Origin of the sequence: Aestuariibaculum sediminum (assembly GCF_014596945.1) — a bacterium.
Lineage (GTDB): Bacteria > Bacteroidota > Bacteroidia > Flavobacteriales > Flavobacteriaceae > Aestuariibaculum > Aestuariibaculum sediminum.
Genome location: NZ_JACVXB010000002.1, coordinates 401,770 through 418,396 on the forward strand (window position 1 = coordinate 401,770; position 16,627 = coordinate 418,396).

Here is a 16,627-nt window from a genome sequence, read left to right on the forward strand (position 1 = left end):
TTACTGGGTTGCATTTTAGATGTTGTATTGCAAAAATAAAAGAAAAATTGAGCCATTTCGTTGATTTTGAGTAATAACGGTAAAATTGAAATTTTATTAAAAAACAATTGTTATTTTATGTGAGGTATGTTAACTTTGTGTATTAAGTATTGAAATTTGCAAATGGGTAATATTGAAGATATTGTAGATTCTTTAGAAAGCAAAATTAGCAAGGTATTACATAAATTAGAGCTTTTAAAGCTTGAGAACTTGAAGTTAAAAGAAGATTTAGCAAAATCAAGACAAGAAGTTTCAACCCAAAAAGTACAACTTGAAAATTGGGAAGAAAAATATGAAGCGCTAAGAATGGCAAACTCAATACTTGGCAGTGACGAAAATAAGAGAGAAACTAAGCTTAAAATAAACGCCTTAATTCGAGATATAGACCATTGTATTGCTCAACTTTCAGATTAAGGTAATTTACAATCAATGTCAGAAAAGCTTAAAATAAAGCTATCTATAGCAAACAGAGTATATCCTTTAAATATTGACCCAAGTCAAGAAGAAGGATTGCGTAAAGCCGCTAAAAATATTGACACCATGATTAAGGAGTTTGAGCAAAGTTATTCTGTGCGAGATAAGCAAGATGTATTAGCTATGTGCGCTTTACAGTTTGCCGCGCAAGTTGAACAGAAGTCTATAGATAAGGAACATGTAAACGAACATGTAGAAGATAAATTAAACGCATTAAACGATTTGCTACAGTCTTATCTGGTCTCTTAAACGTTCTTTTAAATAAGCAAAAAATACTGCCTGCATTAGTGATTTTTTTTGATAAACTCAACGTTAATTCTTTAAAAAGGGTGAGTTTAAGTTGTTAAAGCATGCTGCACCAACTAAATTAGTTTAGTTTTTAGCAGACCCTTGATCAGCTTGTTAGCCCTAAACTTGTTTTTAAGGAGTTTATACAAAACTTTATACTGGTGTAGGCTTTTTTTTATATATAAATCAACTAAAATCAATAATGGATAACTCAATTATATTAATTGCAGGAGGAGTGCTATTAGGCATATTTATAGGCTTTATAATAGCTAAAGTATTAGAGAAAAATAATGCATCTAAATTGGTTAAGGAAGCAAAGAAAAATGCAACCTTAATAATTAAAGAAGCCAAAAGCGAAGGCGAATCGATTAAAAAGGATAAGATTCTTCAAGCCAAAGAAAAGTTTATCGAACTAAAGGCAGAACACGAAAAGGTTATTTTAACCCGTGACAAAAAAATGGCGGATGCCGAAAAGCGTACGCGCGATAAAGAATCTCAGGTTTCTAGTGAATTAGCCAGAAACAAAAAGCTTAATGAAAGTCTGGAAAGTAAGTTAAAAGACTACAATCACAGACTGGACGTATTAGATAAAAAACAAGATGAGATTGACCGCCTGCACAAAAGTCAGGTGGAGCAATTGGAAGTTATATCCAGTTTATCGGCTGAGGAAGCGAAGACACAATTGGTTGAATCTTTAAAGGGAGAAGCAAGAAATGATGCTATGGGGTATATTCAAAATGCCCTTGAAGAAGCCAAATTAACTGCCGAACAAGAAGCTAAAAAATTAATTATCAATACGATTCAGCGCATAGGAACAGAAGAAGCGGTAGATAACTGTGTGTCTGTCTTCAATATAGAATCTGATGACGTTAAAGGACGTATAATTGGACGTGAAGGTCGAAATATTAGAGCTATTGAAGCTGCTACAGGTGTAGAGATTATTGTAGATGATACTCCAGAAGCTATTATTTTATCATGCTTTGATTCTGTACGTCGTGAAGTTGCTCGATTATCTTTACATAAATTAGTAACCGATGGTCGTATTCACCCGGCGCGTATTGAAGAAGTCGTTAAGAAAACTCAAAAACAAATCGATCAGGAAATTATTGAGGTAGGTAAACGTACGGTAATCGATTTAGGGATACACAATTTACATCCAGAGCTTATCAAGATGGTTGGTAGAATGAAATACCGTTCATCTTATGGACAAAACTTGTTACAGCACTCGCGTGAAGTTGCTAAGCTTTGTGGGGTTATGGCTGCCGAATTAGGATTAAATCCAAAATTAGCTAAAAGAGCAGGTCTGTTGCATGATATAGGAAAAGTGCCAGATGCTGAAGCCGATATGGAAACACCACATGCTATTTTAGGAATGCAATGGGCAGAGAAATTTGGAGAAAAAGATGATGTTTGTAATGCTATTGGTGCGCACCACGATGAAATAGAAATGAAATCGTTATTAGCCCCTATAATTCAGGTTTGTGATGCTATATCAGGAGCAAGGCCAGGAGCAAGACGTCAGGTTTTAGATAGTTATATTCAACGATTAAAAGATTTAGAAGATATTGCATTCGGATTTAACGGTGTTAAGAAAGCTTATGCTATTCAAGCGGGTAGAGAGTTACGCGTGATCGTTGAAAGTGAAAAGGTAGACGACCAAAAAGCAGCCGATTTATCTTTTAATATTTCTCAAAAGGTTCAAACCGACATGACATATCCTGGACAGGTTAAGGTAACGGTAATTAGAGAAACCAGAGCAGTAAATATTGCGAAGTAAAATTATAAGAGATGTAATCTCAAACTTAAATAAAAGAAATTCCGAAGTTTAAAGCTATCGGAGTTTCTTTTTTTATAATAGTTTTGTTTTTGCTTTTAATTTTATAAAGCTAAAGGAAATTAATTTTAATCATTTTAAATAGAATCAATTAAATTATTTTCTAGGATGATATTGTTCCACTACCTTGCTTAAATGACTTTTATCTAAATGCACGTATATTTCTGTGGTTGTAATGCTTTCATGACCAAGCATAAGTTGTATGGAACGTAAATCGGCGTTATTTTGTAATAAATGGGTAGCAAATGAATGCCTAAAAGTATGGGGTGAAATATTTTTTTTCAATCCTATTTTTTCTGCCAACTGTTTAATGATTGTAAAAATCATGGCACGCGTAAGCTGCCTGCCACGTCGATTTAAAAATAAAGTATCTTCATGCCCTTCTTTTATGTGTAAATGGTTTCTTACTTCTTTTCTATAAATGTTAATATATTTTTGTGTAGTTTCTACTATCGGAACAAAACGTTGTTTATCGCCTTTACCAGTAATTTTAATAAACCCTTCATCAAAAAATAAATCAGATAATTTTAGATTAATAAGTTCGCTTACACGTAAGCCACAACCGTAAAGGGTTTCTAAAATGGCACGATTTCTTTCGCCTATGTATAAACCATCGGTTCTTTTACCCAATTCTATGGCTCCTATGAGTTCATCTATTTCTTCTTCAGATAGTGTATCTGGTAGTTTACGTCCAATTTTTGGCGATTCTATCAAGCTAAGTGGATTGGTCTTTCTATAATCTTCAAAAATCAGATAATTAAAGAAACTTCTTAAACCTGATATAATGCGAGATTGAGTTCGTGCATTAACCTTCTTGGAAATGTCATAAATAAATTGTTGAATAATAGGAGGATTTATATCAACGGGAGAAATATGCTCATTATGCGCTTCCAGATACTTTATAAGTTTTCTAATATCCAGCGTATAGTTATCAATAGAGTTTTGCGATAGCCCGCGTTCTATCTTTAAATACATTTGATAATCTTTTAAGGCATGTTCCCATTTCATTGACATAAAAGTAATATTCTTAACTTAGGTTGGCAATAGTAGTGAAAAATTTGAATTTTCAAAGCATAAATGAATTCAATATTAGGCTAATAACTAGAGGACTTAATTTAAAATAATTTCAATTACCGGAATTTCTAATGGTGGTTTGGTCACTGGTAAAATTAAATTAACAGCATCTTCTGCGATGTCTTGTTTCATTCCATGCCCATAAATAGGAGCCATTTTTATTTCGGAAGCATCGTGTAAAAATTGAGCATATTTAATTTTTCCTTTCATTCCCTTGATTGTGAAATTCTGCAGCGGATAATCTAATAAATGAATATAAAGTCGATTTGTTTTTGGATTATAAGTTAATAATGAATTAGACGGTGTTGTAAATTCTTCTGGTGCCTGAGTACATCCATAGATGGAACGCGAATTAAATGCCATCCATTCGCCCATGTTATTTAAAGCCTTTTCGGCTCTGTAGTCTATAACGCCCCGTCCTGTAGGACCTACATTTAGCAATAAATTACCACCTTTACTAACAGATTCTATAAGAAGTCCAAGAAGTTGTTTGTTATCCTTCCAGGTCATTTCATCGCGATAATAACCCCATGAACCACTAAAAGTCTGGCAGGTTTCCCAAGGTACTTTTTTACCATTTACAGTAGGCCACTCGTTTACTTTATATTGCTCGGGTGTTACAAAATCCCCACCGCCCCAGTAATCTTTTAAATCTAATCTATCATTTACAATGATTTCGGGTTGTAGCTTTCTAACATGTTTAATAAGGTCAACTGAATTCCAGTCATCTTTACCCTTTCCGTGTTTTCCACCCCATGAATAATCTAACCAAAGGATATCGATTTTTCCATAGTTGGTTAAGATTTCAGTCACCTGATTTTTTAAATACATTCTGTATTTGGCCATATCACGATTTTTATTTAGTGTTTTGTATTCATCTTCAGAATTTGGTCTTTGAGGATGGATATTATCAATAGTATATTCAGGATGATGCCAATCTATTAAAGAATAATAAAATCCAACTTTTAAACCTTCAGATCTAAAAGCGTCAACAAATTCTTTTATAGCATCTTTGCCGTATGGTGTGTTTGTGATTTTATAGTCGGTATATTGTGAATCGAATAGGGTAAAACCTTCATGGTGCTTCGTTGTAATTACAGCATATTTCATTCCAGCTTCTTTAGCCATTTTAGCCCATTGTTTAGGGTTGTATAAGTCGGGATTAAAATGTTCGAAATATTGATTGTAAATGGAGTCGGGTATTCGTTCTCTGGTTTTTACCCATTCATGGCGTCCTGCTAAAGAATACGTTCCCCAATGAATAAACATGCCAAAACGATCATTGGTCCACCAAGCTAAACGTTCTTTTTTTTCCGTTTCGGTTTCATTCCAAATTTTGTTTTCCTGGGCTTTCGAGGTGAATACAGAAGATAATAAAATAGTAATTAATACGAGGTTTTTCATTAATAAATGGATTAAGTTGGTTTCAGATTGAAAAATATGAAAAACTTTGTAAACAATTAGTAATTGGTTTAAGAACTACATTTTGAATTAAAATATATAGTCAGGTTTTAGTTTGACTAAACGAAAAAAACCGCTAAAATTAACGGTTTTCTTAATAGTTGATAACAATAATTATTGACTTTCTTTTATATATCCCCAACCTTTGTTTTGTTTGGAAACTAATTCAAGAATGCCATCAGGAACTTGTTTTACGCCGGAAACTAAATCACTTTCTTTGGTGTTATGGCGTTTCATGGTACCTTGGCAAATTACAAAATCAATATTGTCCTGTTTAGCAAGGGTTTCGATATCATTAGCAACTGAAGACTTTCCCTTAATCACCATGTCCATAGCACCACCATACATTACGACTTCGAACTGTGCATCGGGATAAGCCGCAGACATGCCTTTTACATGTCTTACAGCTGCCTGATGTACTTTTGTATTTGCGCTCGTTACGTCGAAAACGATTTTAATCTTGGTGTCCTGAGCGTGAATGTATAAGGATAATAGACTAAAGCAAATACTAGTTATAATTGTTTTCATAAGTTAACTTTTTATTCACCTGCGAATATGTAGGCACAATTATGAGCCTGAGCACGCTCTAATGCCCACACCCCCGAAGGAACCAGTTTTACATTTTTAATCAAGCCATTAACCCAATCTTGATAAACTTCCCCGGGATCTAGCCCCATTTTTTCTGCTAGTTTATTACTATAAACTTTAGTGGCAAGGTCGCAGGCACAAAACATGGCACCACGTTCGCTTAGGCTTTTAATACCTCCGGGACCGTTAATAGGATAGTCTCCATCTTCAGGTTCGAAAAATGGATTTCTAACAGCAAAATCTTTAGTATGGTCTTTAACGTCAAAAAAAGCACCCAGTTCATATTTTTTCCAAATATCATCGTTAAAAGCTAAGCATAATCCACGATGGCGTAGCACAGACATGGCTGTAATATCAGAATCAGGTGATCCTGTTTCATTATTGCTCAGGTAAAACGCCCAGTTCCATAAAATTGGTAGTCCGAAATGTGGTGTAGAGCCGTCATAAACCACTCGATGTGTCCCTTTTATTTGATCAAACCAATCGGAGGTTTCTTTTATTTTGATGTCATCAAATTGCGATGTTTCTGCATAAATGGGGTTTGTAAGTACAGATAAAGTACTCGCTGTAGCCCCCATAGCTAAGGCGCCTAAAAATTGTCGTCTGGAGTTGTTTGTTGTTGGTATCATAATTACTTGGTTTTTGTTACGTTATACTTCTTTTTATAATAATCTATTATAGGTTGGAAAGGTCCTTTTTGATGTTGTTCAACTGAAAAACTATCGGCGTATGGAGGATAAGGCGTAGAGACGGGTTTTTTGATTAAGTCAGGGAAATCTTTTTCTGGATTTGCTTTAAATGGACGTTGCTGTTGGTTAATATAGCCCGCAACATCGTAAGCTTCTTCGTCGGTTAAAACAGGAGCATCGTATGTTGTTCCAAAAGGCATGTTGGCTTTGATAAATTTTGCTGAGGTAATAACCCTAGCCATTCCGGCTCCATGATTAAATGAGTCGTCGCCCCATAGGGGTGGGTATTCATAAGTGAAACCATTGGATTCTAAAACACCTAATCCACTGCTGGTATGGCAAACAATACAGTTTTTTTCAAACACAAGTTTTCCATGATCCAGGTTTACGGCTCTGTTAGGTATTCTAAGCGAAACAAAACCTTGACCTTCAATTTTTCCATCTTCAGGGGCATATCGACTCAGGTATTCTAGATATTTTACTATGGCTTTCATTTCTTTGCTTTCTTCTGGAAGCATATTACCATTCATACTACGTTCCATACACCCGTTAATTCGTTCTTGAATGGTTCCGATTTTGTTTTCTCGTCCTCGAAATTGTGGAAAACGTTGTATAATACCTATTAACGGAGCGGAATAAGGTTTAGTTCCAGAATTTAAATGACAGTTTTTACAAGCTAAGCGATTTCCTTGAAAAGCCATCGTTAAATCTCCATTGTCTGGACCAATATATTTAGGGGTTTCATTAAATAATTGGTAGCCGTATCTTACAGATGAATTTTTTTCTGAATCACTTAAGGATTCCACATCATAATTCATATAATAAATGCTAGGCATTCGCGAACCTGAATTAATACTAATAATATCTAATATCAACAGCATTAAAAACGCAGATATGCAAACAATGGAAATGGCGAAAAAAGCCACTCGTTTTTTCAACAGTGCCAATATTTTGATTGGTTGGTTATTCATTGTTAGGTATTAAAACAAACAATGGCTAAGTAAATAGTGTTATGGGGAAATACGAGTAGGAGTAAACGTAGCTTTTAAAATTAAAGCTTTTGTTGGTTGTAAATCAGGGGTTTGTGATTGAATGTTTACTAAAATTACGAAAAAAAAATAGTTTTAAACATAACTTAAAAGATTGTTTTTTAGGTGGTTTAAATTTTCTTTGTATGCAAAGGCAGTAAATTTGTTATTTATATGGTTTTGGTAGTTATCCAAAGTATATGTATTAAAATTTTCTTGTGCATTTATGAGGTTAGAAAATCGACTTTCTACGCTTAAATAATTACCTATTGAAATTGATGGAGGTGCTGAATCCAATTGAAATGATGTTTTATCATTGGTTTGTTTTCGTGGGTCATTTCGGTATAAAATCCATTGTCCTGAATTCACAGCGGCTTTGTGATATTGTGAAGGCTGTTGCATATCAATACCGTGCGAATCACTATGACAATATGCTATGATAATAGATGGGCCATTAAAACTTTCGGCTTCAACAAATGCTTTTAACGTTTGTTCCTGGTTGGCACCAATGGCAACCGAAGCCACATAAACGTTATCGTATTGCATTGCTATTAAGCCTAAATCTTTCTTATGGTTTCTTTTTCCTAAACTTGTAAATTTAGCCTGAGCACCAAATGGTGTAGCTTTCGAGGCCTGACCTCCCGTGTTATCGTAAACTTCATTATCTAAAACTAGAATATTTACATTTTTTCCTGAAGCCAGAACGTGATCTATACCACTATAACCGATATCATAGGCCCAGCCGTCTCCACCCACAATCCAGATACTTTTTTTGACAAATGCATCCATTAAATAATACAACTGACTATGCTTTTCTGTTTTAATAACTTTTAGATAAGATTTAATTTTTTCAACACGTATGCGCTGTGCATTAATTTCTGCATCATTATTTTGTTTGGCATTTAAAATGGCATAAACCATATTTAACGGTAAATCGTGGGATAACTCTTTTAGTAAATACTGGGCTTGTAATAGTTGTTGGTCTATTGATAATCTATAACCCAAACCGAATTCTGCATTATCTTCAAATAATGAATTAGCCCAGGCAGGGCCTCTTTCATTAGCGTTTTTACTCCAAGGTGTTGTTGGTAATGCACCTCCGAAAATAGAACTTGCACCGGTTGCATTTGCAACAAGTAAACGGTCCCCAAAAAGCTGAGATAAAAGTTTAAGGTATGGAGCTTCGCCACACCCTTTTACACCCATAGAATATTTAAATAAAGGTTCTTGAAGTTGTTGCTGGCTTACTTTTTTCAGATTTATTTTATTGCGATCTAATTCAGGAATTTCTTCGAAAAATCTCCAATTTTCAGAGGATGTATTTTCATTTTTGTAAACCATACTTAGAGCTTTGTCTGCGCAAGCATCTACACAATTAAAACATCCATTACATTGGTTTGGGTTTATTTCAATAGTATAATTTAAATTCTCCTTTTTCCAGTCGGGATCAATAGCTTTTGTACTTTTAAAATGAATGGGGGCATCTATTAATTTTTCATCGTTATAAACTTTTATTCGCAGTGCCGCTTGCGGACAAGCCATACTACAAGCGCCACATTGTGAGCATAAATTAAGATCCCAATGAGGTATGTACTCCGAAGATTCGATGATGTTAAACTCTGATGTGTTTGTTGGGTATGTTCCGTCTACAGGCATTTGGCTAACTGTTAAATCATCTCCTTTATTCGCCATTATTTTGCCTATAATGGTATTGTTGAACCCGTTAACAGTTTCTTCAGTTGAATTTATTTCAGAAGTATCAACCGTATTAATTATCGCGTTTATACTTTGTATATCAATAGGTTTTAAAACTTGTCTTGTATGCGCTAAAAAACAGGCATGTAAAGAAGAAATATTGTATGATGAAATATTTATAGCTTTCGGAATAGAATGACAATCTACAACGAGCACTTTTATCTTCTTATTTTGAATCATTTCTTGTGACTTAACCGACAGCGATTTCCAAAGCAATGATGGAGATTTTATTGTATTAATAAGTAGCGTGCCCCCTCGTTTTATTGTTTCAAGTACAGTATCGTTTTCAACAAAAGAGGTACTGTTTGCAGCAATAAAGTTGGCATTATTAATTAGATAAGCCGATTTAATTGGTTGCTTGTCAATTCTTATATGAGTTGTCGCTCTGGTATTCGATTTTTTATAATCGATGGTTGTATACCCTTGGATAAATTTTGAAGGCGTTTTACCTATCTCTTTTATTATTGTAGTTAAACTTTTGTTTAGAGTTTTATTTTTTGTTTCATAAAAAACCGCTTGATATGCGGAGCTATGATGCATATTATTTTTTATATCAAGATTTAAATGAGTAAGATCGTCATTTATTCCAACAGTAAATTGAGGTTTGTAGTCTGGATTTTTTAAGTTTTCGAAAATGGCGTAAACCATATCAGGGGTAAACGATTTTCCAGATAAACCGTAACGGCCTCTTGTGATTTTGGGTAAGTGGTTAATTTTATTGTTTTGGTAAGCTTCTAATAAGGCTTGCGATACGTCTAAGAAAAGTGGCTCACCATTAGAGCCAGGTTCTTTTGTTCGGTCTAAAACAGCAATAGATTTACAAGTTTTTGGTAAGGCTTTTAGCAGGTGTTCATTGCTAAAGGGTCTATAAAGTTTCACTTTTATTAAACCGAATTTTTCCTGTTTATTATTTAAATACGCTATAGTTTCTTCAATGGTTTGAGTAGAGGAAGCCATTGATATAATAATGTGTTCTGCATTAGGGTTCCCCGTGTATTCAAATAGTCTGTAGCTTCTTCCTGTTAGTTCTTTAAACTTGGTCATCACATCTTGAACAATGTTAGGACAGGCATTGTAAATGCTATTAATAGCTTCTCTGCTTTGAAAAAATATATCAGGAGCTTGTGATGTCCCTTTTATTACGGGACGATTAGGGTTTAAAGCTTTATTTCGGTGTTCTTGAATGGCGTCGAGGTTTATCATTTGTTGAATTACATTGTTTGAAATAGATTCTATTTTAGTAATTTCATGAGAAGTTCTAAATCCATCAAAAAAATGAAGAAAAGGAATTCTACTTTGTAAACTCGCAGCTTGTGCGATAAGAGCAAAATCCTGAGCTTCCTGTACAGAGGCACTGGATAACATCGCATATCCTGATTGTCTAACAGCCATAACATCGCTGTGGTCACCAAAAACAGATAGGGCATGAGTAGCAATACTACGTGTAGCAACATGAATGACATTGGGGGTTAGTTCTCCAGCAATTTTATACATGTTAGGCAGCATAAGCAATAACCCTTGAGAGGCAGTAAACGTGGTAGATAATGCTCCTGTGGTAATAGCACCATGCATAGCACCCGCAACACCACTTTCGCTTTGCATTTGATAAACCTGAGGCGTTGAACCAAAACAGTTGGTTATATTTTGTGCAGCCCATTGTTCTACTAGTTCACTCATTTCTGAAGCTGGGGTAATTGGATAAATAGGCATGACCTCATTTGTTTGGTAAGCAATATGAGCAACGGCCTGATTTGCGTTTAAAATGCTATAGCTTGAAGTTTCCATGGTGTTTTAAAAATTATGAGATAAAAAAAATGGCTACCAGGATTTAGTAGCCATTTTTTTGGTTGGCTTATTGTTTTACAATTTCTATTTTAACAGGTGTTGGATTAGAAATCATATCGAATACAGGTGAGAACATAGCCAGATTTTTTAACTGTTCTTCTGTGGCGTCCGATTTTACTTTTAAAGTAAAAGTAATACCGTCGAAACCTTTTCTTACCTCAGGGTCTAGACCTAAGAAACCATGTAAATCTACACCACCTTTTAAAGAGGCTTCAGCACCTTCAATGGTAATGCCGTTGGCTGCAGCATGATAAACCATAGCTCCTGTTAAACAAGAACCTAAAGCGTGAAGTACAACTTCTGGTGGCGTTGCTGCAGTGTCGTTACCTAATAATACATTAGGGTGGTCACATTCCATGGTAAAGGTTTCTTTACGAGAGGTGTCTTCCTGACCAACGCCATAAAATTCTTTAATACTTGAAACGCAATGTCCACCATCTATCCAGTTGTTTTTAGCTCTAAATTCAAATTTTGCTAATTCAGGATTTTGCTGTACTGCTCCAATAGTTTCTACTAATTGATCTACGTTTACTCCGTTTTTTACATTTGCTGTTGTAATCATGTTTTCTAAAATTTTAAATTGATTATTGATTCGTTGCAGTATTAAATGCATTTGGCGTGCCAAAACACATAAGACACTATAAGTCAACATTTTAAATAAAAAACCAACGTATATTTAAGTCACTGAATATCGTGTATTTACGATATTTCGTTAATGTATTTACGATATTTCGTGAAATTATAAAGGCCGCTCTATACCAAAAGCCTTAATTTTTGAAGCGAGAGTAGTAGGCGGAAGTTTTAATAAAGCAGCAGCACCATTAGTTCCGGAAATTTTCCATTTTGTTTGCTTAAGTGCTTTTAAAATGTTTTCCTTTTCTAAACTTAGTAATTCTTTCGCGGTATAAATATTGCTCTCGATATGAAGTTGTTGAGCTTGGTAGTTTTCTTTGTTACGCGGAATAATATGTTGTAGGTCTAACTGATTGTTTTTAGAGATGATAACTGCACGTTCGATAATGTTTTGTAGCTCTCGTACATTTCCAGGCCAATCGTATTGTAGTAATAAAGTTTTATCTGAGTCTGATAATTTTAATTTAGGTTTATTTAATCGTTTTGAAAACGAGTTAATCATTTCCTGAGCTATTAAAACAATATCATTGCCTCTGTTTTTTAATGCAGGAACCTCTATAGGGAATACGTTTAATCGATAATATAAATCTTCTCTAAATTTACCTTCACTAGCAAAATTTTTGAGATTACGATGTGTGGCCGCAATAATACGTACATCAACCTTAATGGTTTCCGAACTTCCTACGGGGTCAAATTCACCTTCCTGAATGATCCGCAATAGTTTAGGCTGTAACTCCAAGGGCATTTCACCAATTTCATCTAAAAATATGGTTCCTTTATCAGCTAATAAAAAACGACCCTTACGGCTTGAGGTAGCTCCCGTAAAAGCGCCTTTTTCATGACCGAATAATTCGCTTTCAATTAAGTTTGCTGGAATAGCACCACAGTTTATTCTAATGAGAGGTTTGTCGCTTCTATCGCTTTCTCGGTGAATAGCGCGAGCCACCAATTCTTTGCCTGTACCCGTTTCACCCTGAATAAGAACAGTAGCTGTTGTGTTAGCTACTTGATGAATTTGTTTAATAACAGCCTGCATATTTGGATGTTCAGCAATAATACCATAACTATTAGTAAGTTCTTGTAATTCTTCTTCGAGGTACTGGGTTCTGTTGGTTAAAAGATGAATGGTGTGCTCGGCCTGAATACGATTTTCAATATTTCTAAGAATTAACGTGTAGAACGAATCTTGGTCGCTGCCATATTTGCTAATAGTTCCTTCATTGAGACTTTCGGTGTTATTTGATCCAATGACCTTTATCACCTTTGGAAGATATTTATTTAGTGTAGGTTTATCAGATTCTGCAATGACAATTGATTCCAACAGCCGCGCGCTATCTTCATCTAAAAAAAATAAAATATTGCGTTGTAAGACATCATTATTTTCTAACAATTTATTGGCCGACGGATTGGTGAGTGTGATGTTAAACTTTTGGTTAAACATAATTATGGCATCCATAGCACCGTTTATCAAGCCACTCATTTTTGAATTTACAATTTCAATTTCCTTTTTTGAGGATGCCAAACGTTCCTGTATTATATCTAATTCGCGATGCCGTTTAATCATGACCGTTAAAATACCTTGGGCAAAACCGCGATCTGTTTTTATGAGGTGAACAAAATTTTCACGATTAATTTTAAGCACCTGTGTCTTATCGATAGCGGTAACCGAAGCTGAACGCTTTAAATCGTCGATCAAGGCATATTCACCAAAACATTCGCCAGCTTTTAAAATACTGAAAACGTGTTCAGCTTCATGAACTTTTACTTGCCCTTCTAGAATAACATACATAGAGTCGCCAATGTCTCCTTTTTTAAGAATATTTTCATGTTTTATATAGCTCTCAATAATAGAAGATTCACATAAAGCATTTAATGATGTTTTATCTACTTCGGAGAAAAAAGGAACATCTACAAGAAAGTTTGCAATATTATTTTTCGTGGTTTTTGGCATGTAGGGTTAATTACAATTATAAATATAAGTAAATATTTGTACTAAACTGTTAGCTAAGTAATTATGTGAAATGATTAGTTTTTAGAAAGAATGTTTTAAATTAGTATAACCAACCATAACAAACCCCTAAAATGACTCAGACTAGACAGTTAGTTGCAATTATGTTTACCGATATTGAAGGGTATACCGCTTTAATGCAAAGGGATGAGCAACAAGCTGTTGAAATCAGGCAAAAACATCGTGAAATTTTTAATAAGAATACCACGGATTGTGGAGGCGAACTCATACAATATTATGGAGATGGCACTTTAAGCATATTTAAAAGTTCGATAGCTGCTGTGCAGTGCGCTTTAAAAATGCAACATTATTTTAATCAAGACCCTGTAATTCCAGTGCGAATAGGTATTCATTTAGGCGATATTATAAGAACCGAAACCGATATTATTGGCGATGCGGTTAATATAGCTTCAAGAATTGAATCGCTTGCTGTAGCAGGTAGTATATTGGTTTCTAGTAAGATAAATGACGATTTAAGAAATAAGAGTGATATTCAAACCATTTACTTGGACGTTTTCGAATTTAAAAATGTAAATCAGGTTATGCCTGTATTTGCTGTAGCGAATAAAGGTGTCGTTGTCCCGCATTTATCAGACTTGAAAGGTAAAACCGAAGAGCGAATAGGTAAATCATTTAAAAGGTTTAAAAGAAAAGCTGCTGTTTTGTTGGTAGTATTGTTGGCATTTATAGCCACGCTTTTATTTACAAGGCAAAAAGTTGGTTCAGGACAAAAAATGAATGATTTAACTATAGCTGTCCTACCTTTTAACAGTGTTAACTTGGATGATGGTTCTGAAGCATTTACCGATGGGGTTACTGAAGATATAATAACACATCTATCTAAAATTCAGCATTTACAAGTTATTTCTAGAGCATCAGCTATGCATTACAAAGGCTCAGACAAGTCTTTGCAGGACATAGCAAAAGAATTAAATGTGAATTATATTTTAGAAGGTAGTGTGCGTGTAAATAATAATCAGGTACGCATAAATGCAAATTTGGTCGATGCATCGAGCAATAAAAATTTATGGGCAAACAATTACGATAATACACTGGTTCAAATATTTAAACTTCAAACAGATGTTTCAAAAGATATTGCAAATGCACTTCAAATTCGATTAACCGAAACCGAAGAATCTAGACTAAATAATACACCAACAAATAATCCGGCAGCCTATAATGCGTTTAAAGAAGGTCAAACCTATTTACACAGAGGCGGAGGTAAAGTTGAGGAGTTAAAAAAAGCTGAAGAATTATTTAAAAAAGCAATAGATTATGACCCTAATTTTTGCAGAGCTTATGTAGGTCTTGCCGAAACATACTTAGAATATATTTTCTGGGGAAGGGAATCTCCAGAAAAAATGTTGGAGTTAGCTACAAAACCAGCCTTAAAGGCACTTGCAATAAATTCTAATGATGGAGGTACTTTCGGAGCTCTTGGCTCAATTAGCTACTATAAATTTGAAAAGGAAACTGCTATTTTATATTTAAAAAAAGCCATAGAAATCAATCCCAGTTATGTAAGTGCGTACAATAAGCTGGCGTGGATTTATACTTTTGAAGGTAATTTAAAATTGATGGAGGAGAACTTTAATAAGGTAATTAAGTTAGATCCTTTGTCACCTAAATATTTAGGAGATATGGCGCAATCGTATTATTACCTTGGTGAATTTGAAAAGGGTATTAAGAAGATGGATGAATCTTTAAAACTATTCCCTAACAATAATATGCTTATTTGGATGAAGGCTTCTAATTTATCTGCTTTAGGACGGTATCAGGAAGCTATTCATCTTTATACTTCAAGAAGTGTGGCTTCCAATACTAATTGGATGTTAGGCTATTGTTATGGCATGATAGGTGATTATGATAAAGCAAAAAATATTCTTGATTATCAATTAAGTAAAAATAAAATGGTTCATGTTCCTCCTTATATGATAGCCACAATTTATATGGGGCTTAAAGATTATGAAAACGCCCTGTACTGGTTAGAAAAGGATTACGAGGTAGGTGGCCAAGGCTTGTTCTTCTGGGGGTTAAAACGTGATATAAAATTTAAACCATTGCATGGCAATCCTAGATTTCAGGCTTTAATAAATAAATTACCTTTAGATATACCAAAATAAAATAAAAAGCATAACCTATTTTAATTCAGATTATGCTTTTAGTGGACTAATTCGATAAAATAATTAAATAATATCACCATTATTATTAACTTTTATAATGGCTTTATTTCCATGGTTATCAATTTTAACTTTATACAATTTTTGCGTGCCTTTCTTGACACTATAATACACTTTATAGGTGTTTTTTAAAATAATACAACCAGGATAAACAGCATGTATGGCATCTAAAATAGGCCTCGGAAGTCTTATGTCTGTAAATGATTCCAATGAACTTATTAATTTTCCATTATTATCGTAAACGACTTTAATACTGCCATTATGATTGTTACCTTCCTTAAATTCGATATCATAAGACTTTGTCTTGTTATTAAAGAATTTTTGCTTGGTTAAATCGTAATTAGCAACAAGGCTTTCTAAAGCATTTACGCGTTCGCAATTTACAGTTACAGTTACCGCTTCAAGGTAATTGGCGTTTAAAGCTTTAACTGGTTTTGATATTGGCATGCCTTTATCTCTGAATATTAAATGAGACGTATTACCTCGTTCTAAATACATAGAAGGGTCATTTAGTAAAAAATCTGTTTCAGAAGCTAAATATTCTGAATGAACTTTAGTATCAACTTGGGAGTGACATAGGGTGGTAAGTCCTATAAGAGTTAAACCAAATAATAAACTTTTCATAATAATAGATTTTAATTAATAAAAATGCTACTATTATTATTTCGAGGGAGTGAAATTTTATAATGTAAAACTAATAACAATAACTAAACCAGTATGCTACCTAGGTA

At 34.2% G+C, this 16,627-nt stretch carries 13 protein-coding genes and 1 other RNA gene; 5 read left to right on the forward strand and 9 right to left on the reverse strand.

What is annotated here, in order from left to right; all coding sequences use genetic code 11:
* The first annotated feature begins 162 nt into the window (after positions 1-162).
* The 4 genes from ICJ83_RS06545 (at position 163) to rny (ending at position 2,578) form a co-directional block, all read left to right on the forward strand.
* Positions 163-453, forward strand: a complete 291-nt coding sequence (locus ICJ83_RS06545) for a hypothetical protein (RefSeq protein ID WP_188229578.1) — start codon at positions 163-165, stop codon at positions 451-453.
* Positions 454-468: 15 nt separating this feature from the next.
* Positions 469-762 carry a cell division protein ZapA gene (locus ICJ83_RS06550; protein WP_188229579.1) on the forward strand — a complete coding sequence of 98 codons (294 nt, stop codon included), beginning with the start codon at positions 469-471 and terminating at the stop codon, positions 760-762.
* A gap of 55 nt (positions 763-817) precedes the next feature.
* Positions 818-944: non-coding RNA, 6S RNA (ssrS, locus tag ICJ83_RS06555), on the forward strand.
* Positions 945-1,003: 59 nt separating this feature from the next.
* Positions 1,004-2,578 (forward strand): ribonuclease Y, encoded by a 1,575-nt coding sequence (gene rny / locus ICJ83_RS06560; protein WP_188229580.1) that lies wholly within the window; start codon positions 1,004-1,006, stop codon positions 2,576-2,578.
* A 153-nt stretch (positions 2,579-2,731) separates the two neighbouring features.
* Here rny and xerA read toward each other — a convergent pair whose 3' ends face one another.
* From xerA to ICJ83_RS06600, 8 genes are all read right to left on the reverse strand, one after another.
* A complete protein-coding gene (gene xerA, locus ICJ83_RS06565; RefSeq protein WP_188229581.1) occupies positions 2,732-3,643 on the reverse strand; it encodes a site-specific tyrosine recombinase/integron integrase in 912 nt (303 codons plus the stop codon).
* 102 nt (positions 3,644-3,745) lie between these two features.
* On the reverse strand, positions 3,746-5,113 hold the full coding sequence (locus tag ICJ83_RS06570; protein ID WP_188229582.1) for an alpha-L-fucosidase: 1,368 nt from the start codon (positions 5,111-5,113) through the stop codon (positions 3,746-3,748).
* Between the two features lie 171 nt (positions 5,114-5,284).
* Positions 5,285-5,698 (reverse strand): DsrE family protein, encoded by a 414-nt coding sequence (locus ICJ83_RS06575; protein WP_188229583.1) that lies wholly within the window; start codon positions 5,696-5,698, stop codon positions 5,285-5,287.
* An 11-nt stretch (positions 5,699-5,709) separates the two neighbouring features.
* Entirely contained in the window at positions 5,710-6,387 is a 678-nt protein-coding gene (locus ICJ83_RS06580; protein ID WP_223154615.1) for a Tat (twin-arginine translocation) pathway signal sequence containing protein, read from the reverse strand.
* 2 nt (positions 6,388-6,389) lie between these two features.
* Complete coding sequence (locus ICJ83_RS06585) at positions 6,390-7,418, reverse strand: c-type cytochrome (protein ID WP_223154616.1); 1,029 nt, start codon at positions 7,416-7,418, stop codon at positions 6,390-6,392.
* A 153-nt stretch (positions 7,419-7,571) separates the two neighbouring features.
* Positions 7,572-11,015, reverse strand: a complete 3,444-nt coding sequence (locus tag ICJ83_RS06590; RefSeq protein WP_188229584.1) for a thiamine pyrophosphate-dependent enzyme — start codon at positions 11,013-11,015, stop codon at positions 7,572-7,574.
* A 67-nt stretch (positions 11,016-11,082) separates the two neighbouring features.
* Complete coding sequence (locus ICJ83_RS06595; RefSeq protein WP_188229585.1) at positions 11,083-11,637, reverse strand: OsmC family protein; 555 nt, start codon at positions 11,635-11,637, stop codon at positions 11,083-11,085.
* A 177-nt stretch (positions 11,638-11,814) separates the two neighbouring features.
* Positions 11,815-13,659, reverse strand: coding sequence for a sigma 54-interacting transcriptional regulator (locus ICJ83_RS06600; protein WP_188229586.1), 1,845 nt, complete (start codon positions 13,657-13,659; stop codon positions 11,815-11,817).
* Between the two features lie 131 nt (positions 13,660-13,790).
* Here ICJ83_RS06600 and ICJ83_RS06605 point away from each other — a divergent pair, with 131 nt between their 5' ends.
* Positions 13,791-15,839, forward strand: coding sequence for an adenylate/guanylate cyclase domain-containing protein (locus ICJ83_RS06605; protein WP_188229587.1), 2,049 nt, complete (start codon positions 13,791-13,793; stop codon positions 15,837-15,839).
* Positions 15,840-15,902: 63 nt separating this feature from the next.
* Here the strand turns inward: ICJ83_RS06605 and ICJ83_RS06610 are convergent, their stop codons facing one another.
* The gene (locus ICJ83_RS06610) at positions 15,903-16,520 is read right to left on the reverse strand and encodes a hypothetical protein (RefSeq protein WP_188229588.1); all 618 of its coding nucleotides are present in this window, start codon (positions 16,518-16,520) and stop codon (positions 15,903-15,905) included.
* Positions 16,521-16,627 lie beyond the last annotated feature (107 nt).

Excerpts from the sequence above, each read along its gene's own strand:
- ICJ83_RS06545 (WP_188229578.1), top strand. The coding sequence starts at position 163 with ATGGGTAATATTGAAGATATTGTAGATTCTTTAGAAAGCAAAATTAGC.
- ICJ83_RS06550 (WP_188229579.1), top strand. The coding sequence starts at position 469 with ATGTCAGAAAAGCTTAAAATAAAGCTATCTATAGCAAACAGAGTATAT.
- rny (WP_188229580.1), top strand. The coding sequence starts at position 1,004 with ATGGATAACTCAATTATATTAATTGCAGGAGGAGTGCTATTAGGCATA.
- xerA (WP_188229581.1), bottom strand. The coding sequence starts at position 3,643 with ATGAAATGGGAACATGCCTTAAAAGATTATCAAATGTATTTAAAGATA.
- ICJ83_RS06570 (WP_188229582.1), bottom strand. The coding sequence starts at position 5,113 with ATGAAAAACCTCGTATTAATTACTATTTTATTATCTTCTGTATTCACC.
- ICJ83_RS06575 (WP_188229583.1), bottom strand. The coding sequence starts at position 5,698 with ATGAAAACAATTATAACTAGTATTTGCTTTAGTCTATTATCCTTATAC.
- ICJ83_RS06580 (WP_223154615.1), bottom strand. The coding sequence starts at position 6,387 with ATGATACCAACAACAAACAACTCCAGACGACAATTTTTAGGCGCCTTA.
- ICJ83_RS06585 (WP_223154616.1), bottom strand. The coding sequence starts at position 7,418 with ATGAATAACCAACCAATCAAAATATTGGCACTGTTGAAAAAACGAGTG.
- ICJ83_RS06590 (WP_188229584.1), bottom strand. The coding sequence starts at position 11,015 with ATGGAAACTTCAAGCTATAGCATTTTAAACGCAAATCAGGCCGTTGCT.
- ICJ83_RS06595 (WP_188229585.1), bottom strand. The coding sequence starts at position 11,637 with ATGATTACAACAGCAAATGTAAAAAACGGAGTAAACGTAGATCAATTA.
- ICJ83_RS06600 (WP_188229586.1), bottom strand. The coding sequence starts at position 13,659 with ATGCCAAAAACCACGAAAAATAATATTGCAAACTTTCTTGTAGATGTT.
- ICJ83_RS06605 (WP_188229587.1), top strand. The coding sequence starts at position 13,791 with ATGACTCAGACTAGACAGTTAGTTGCAATTATGTTTACCGATATTGAA.
- ICJ83_RS06610 (WP_188229588.1), bottom strand. The coding sequence starts at position 16,520 with ATGAAAAGTTTATTATTTGGTTTAACTCTTATAGGACTTACCACCCTA.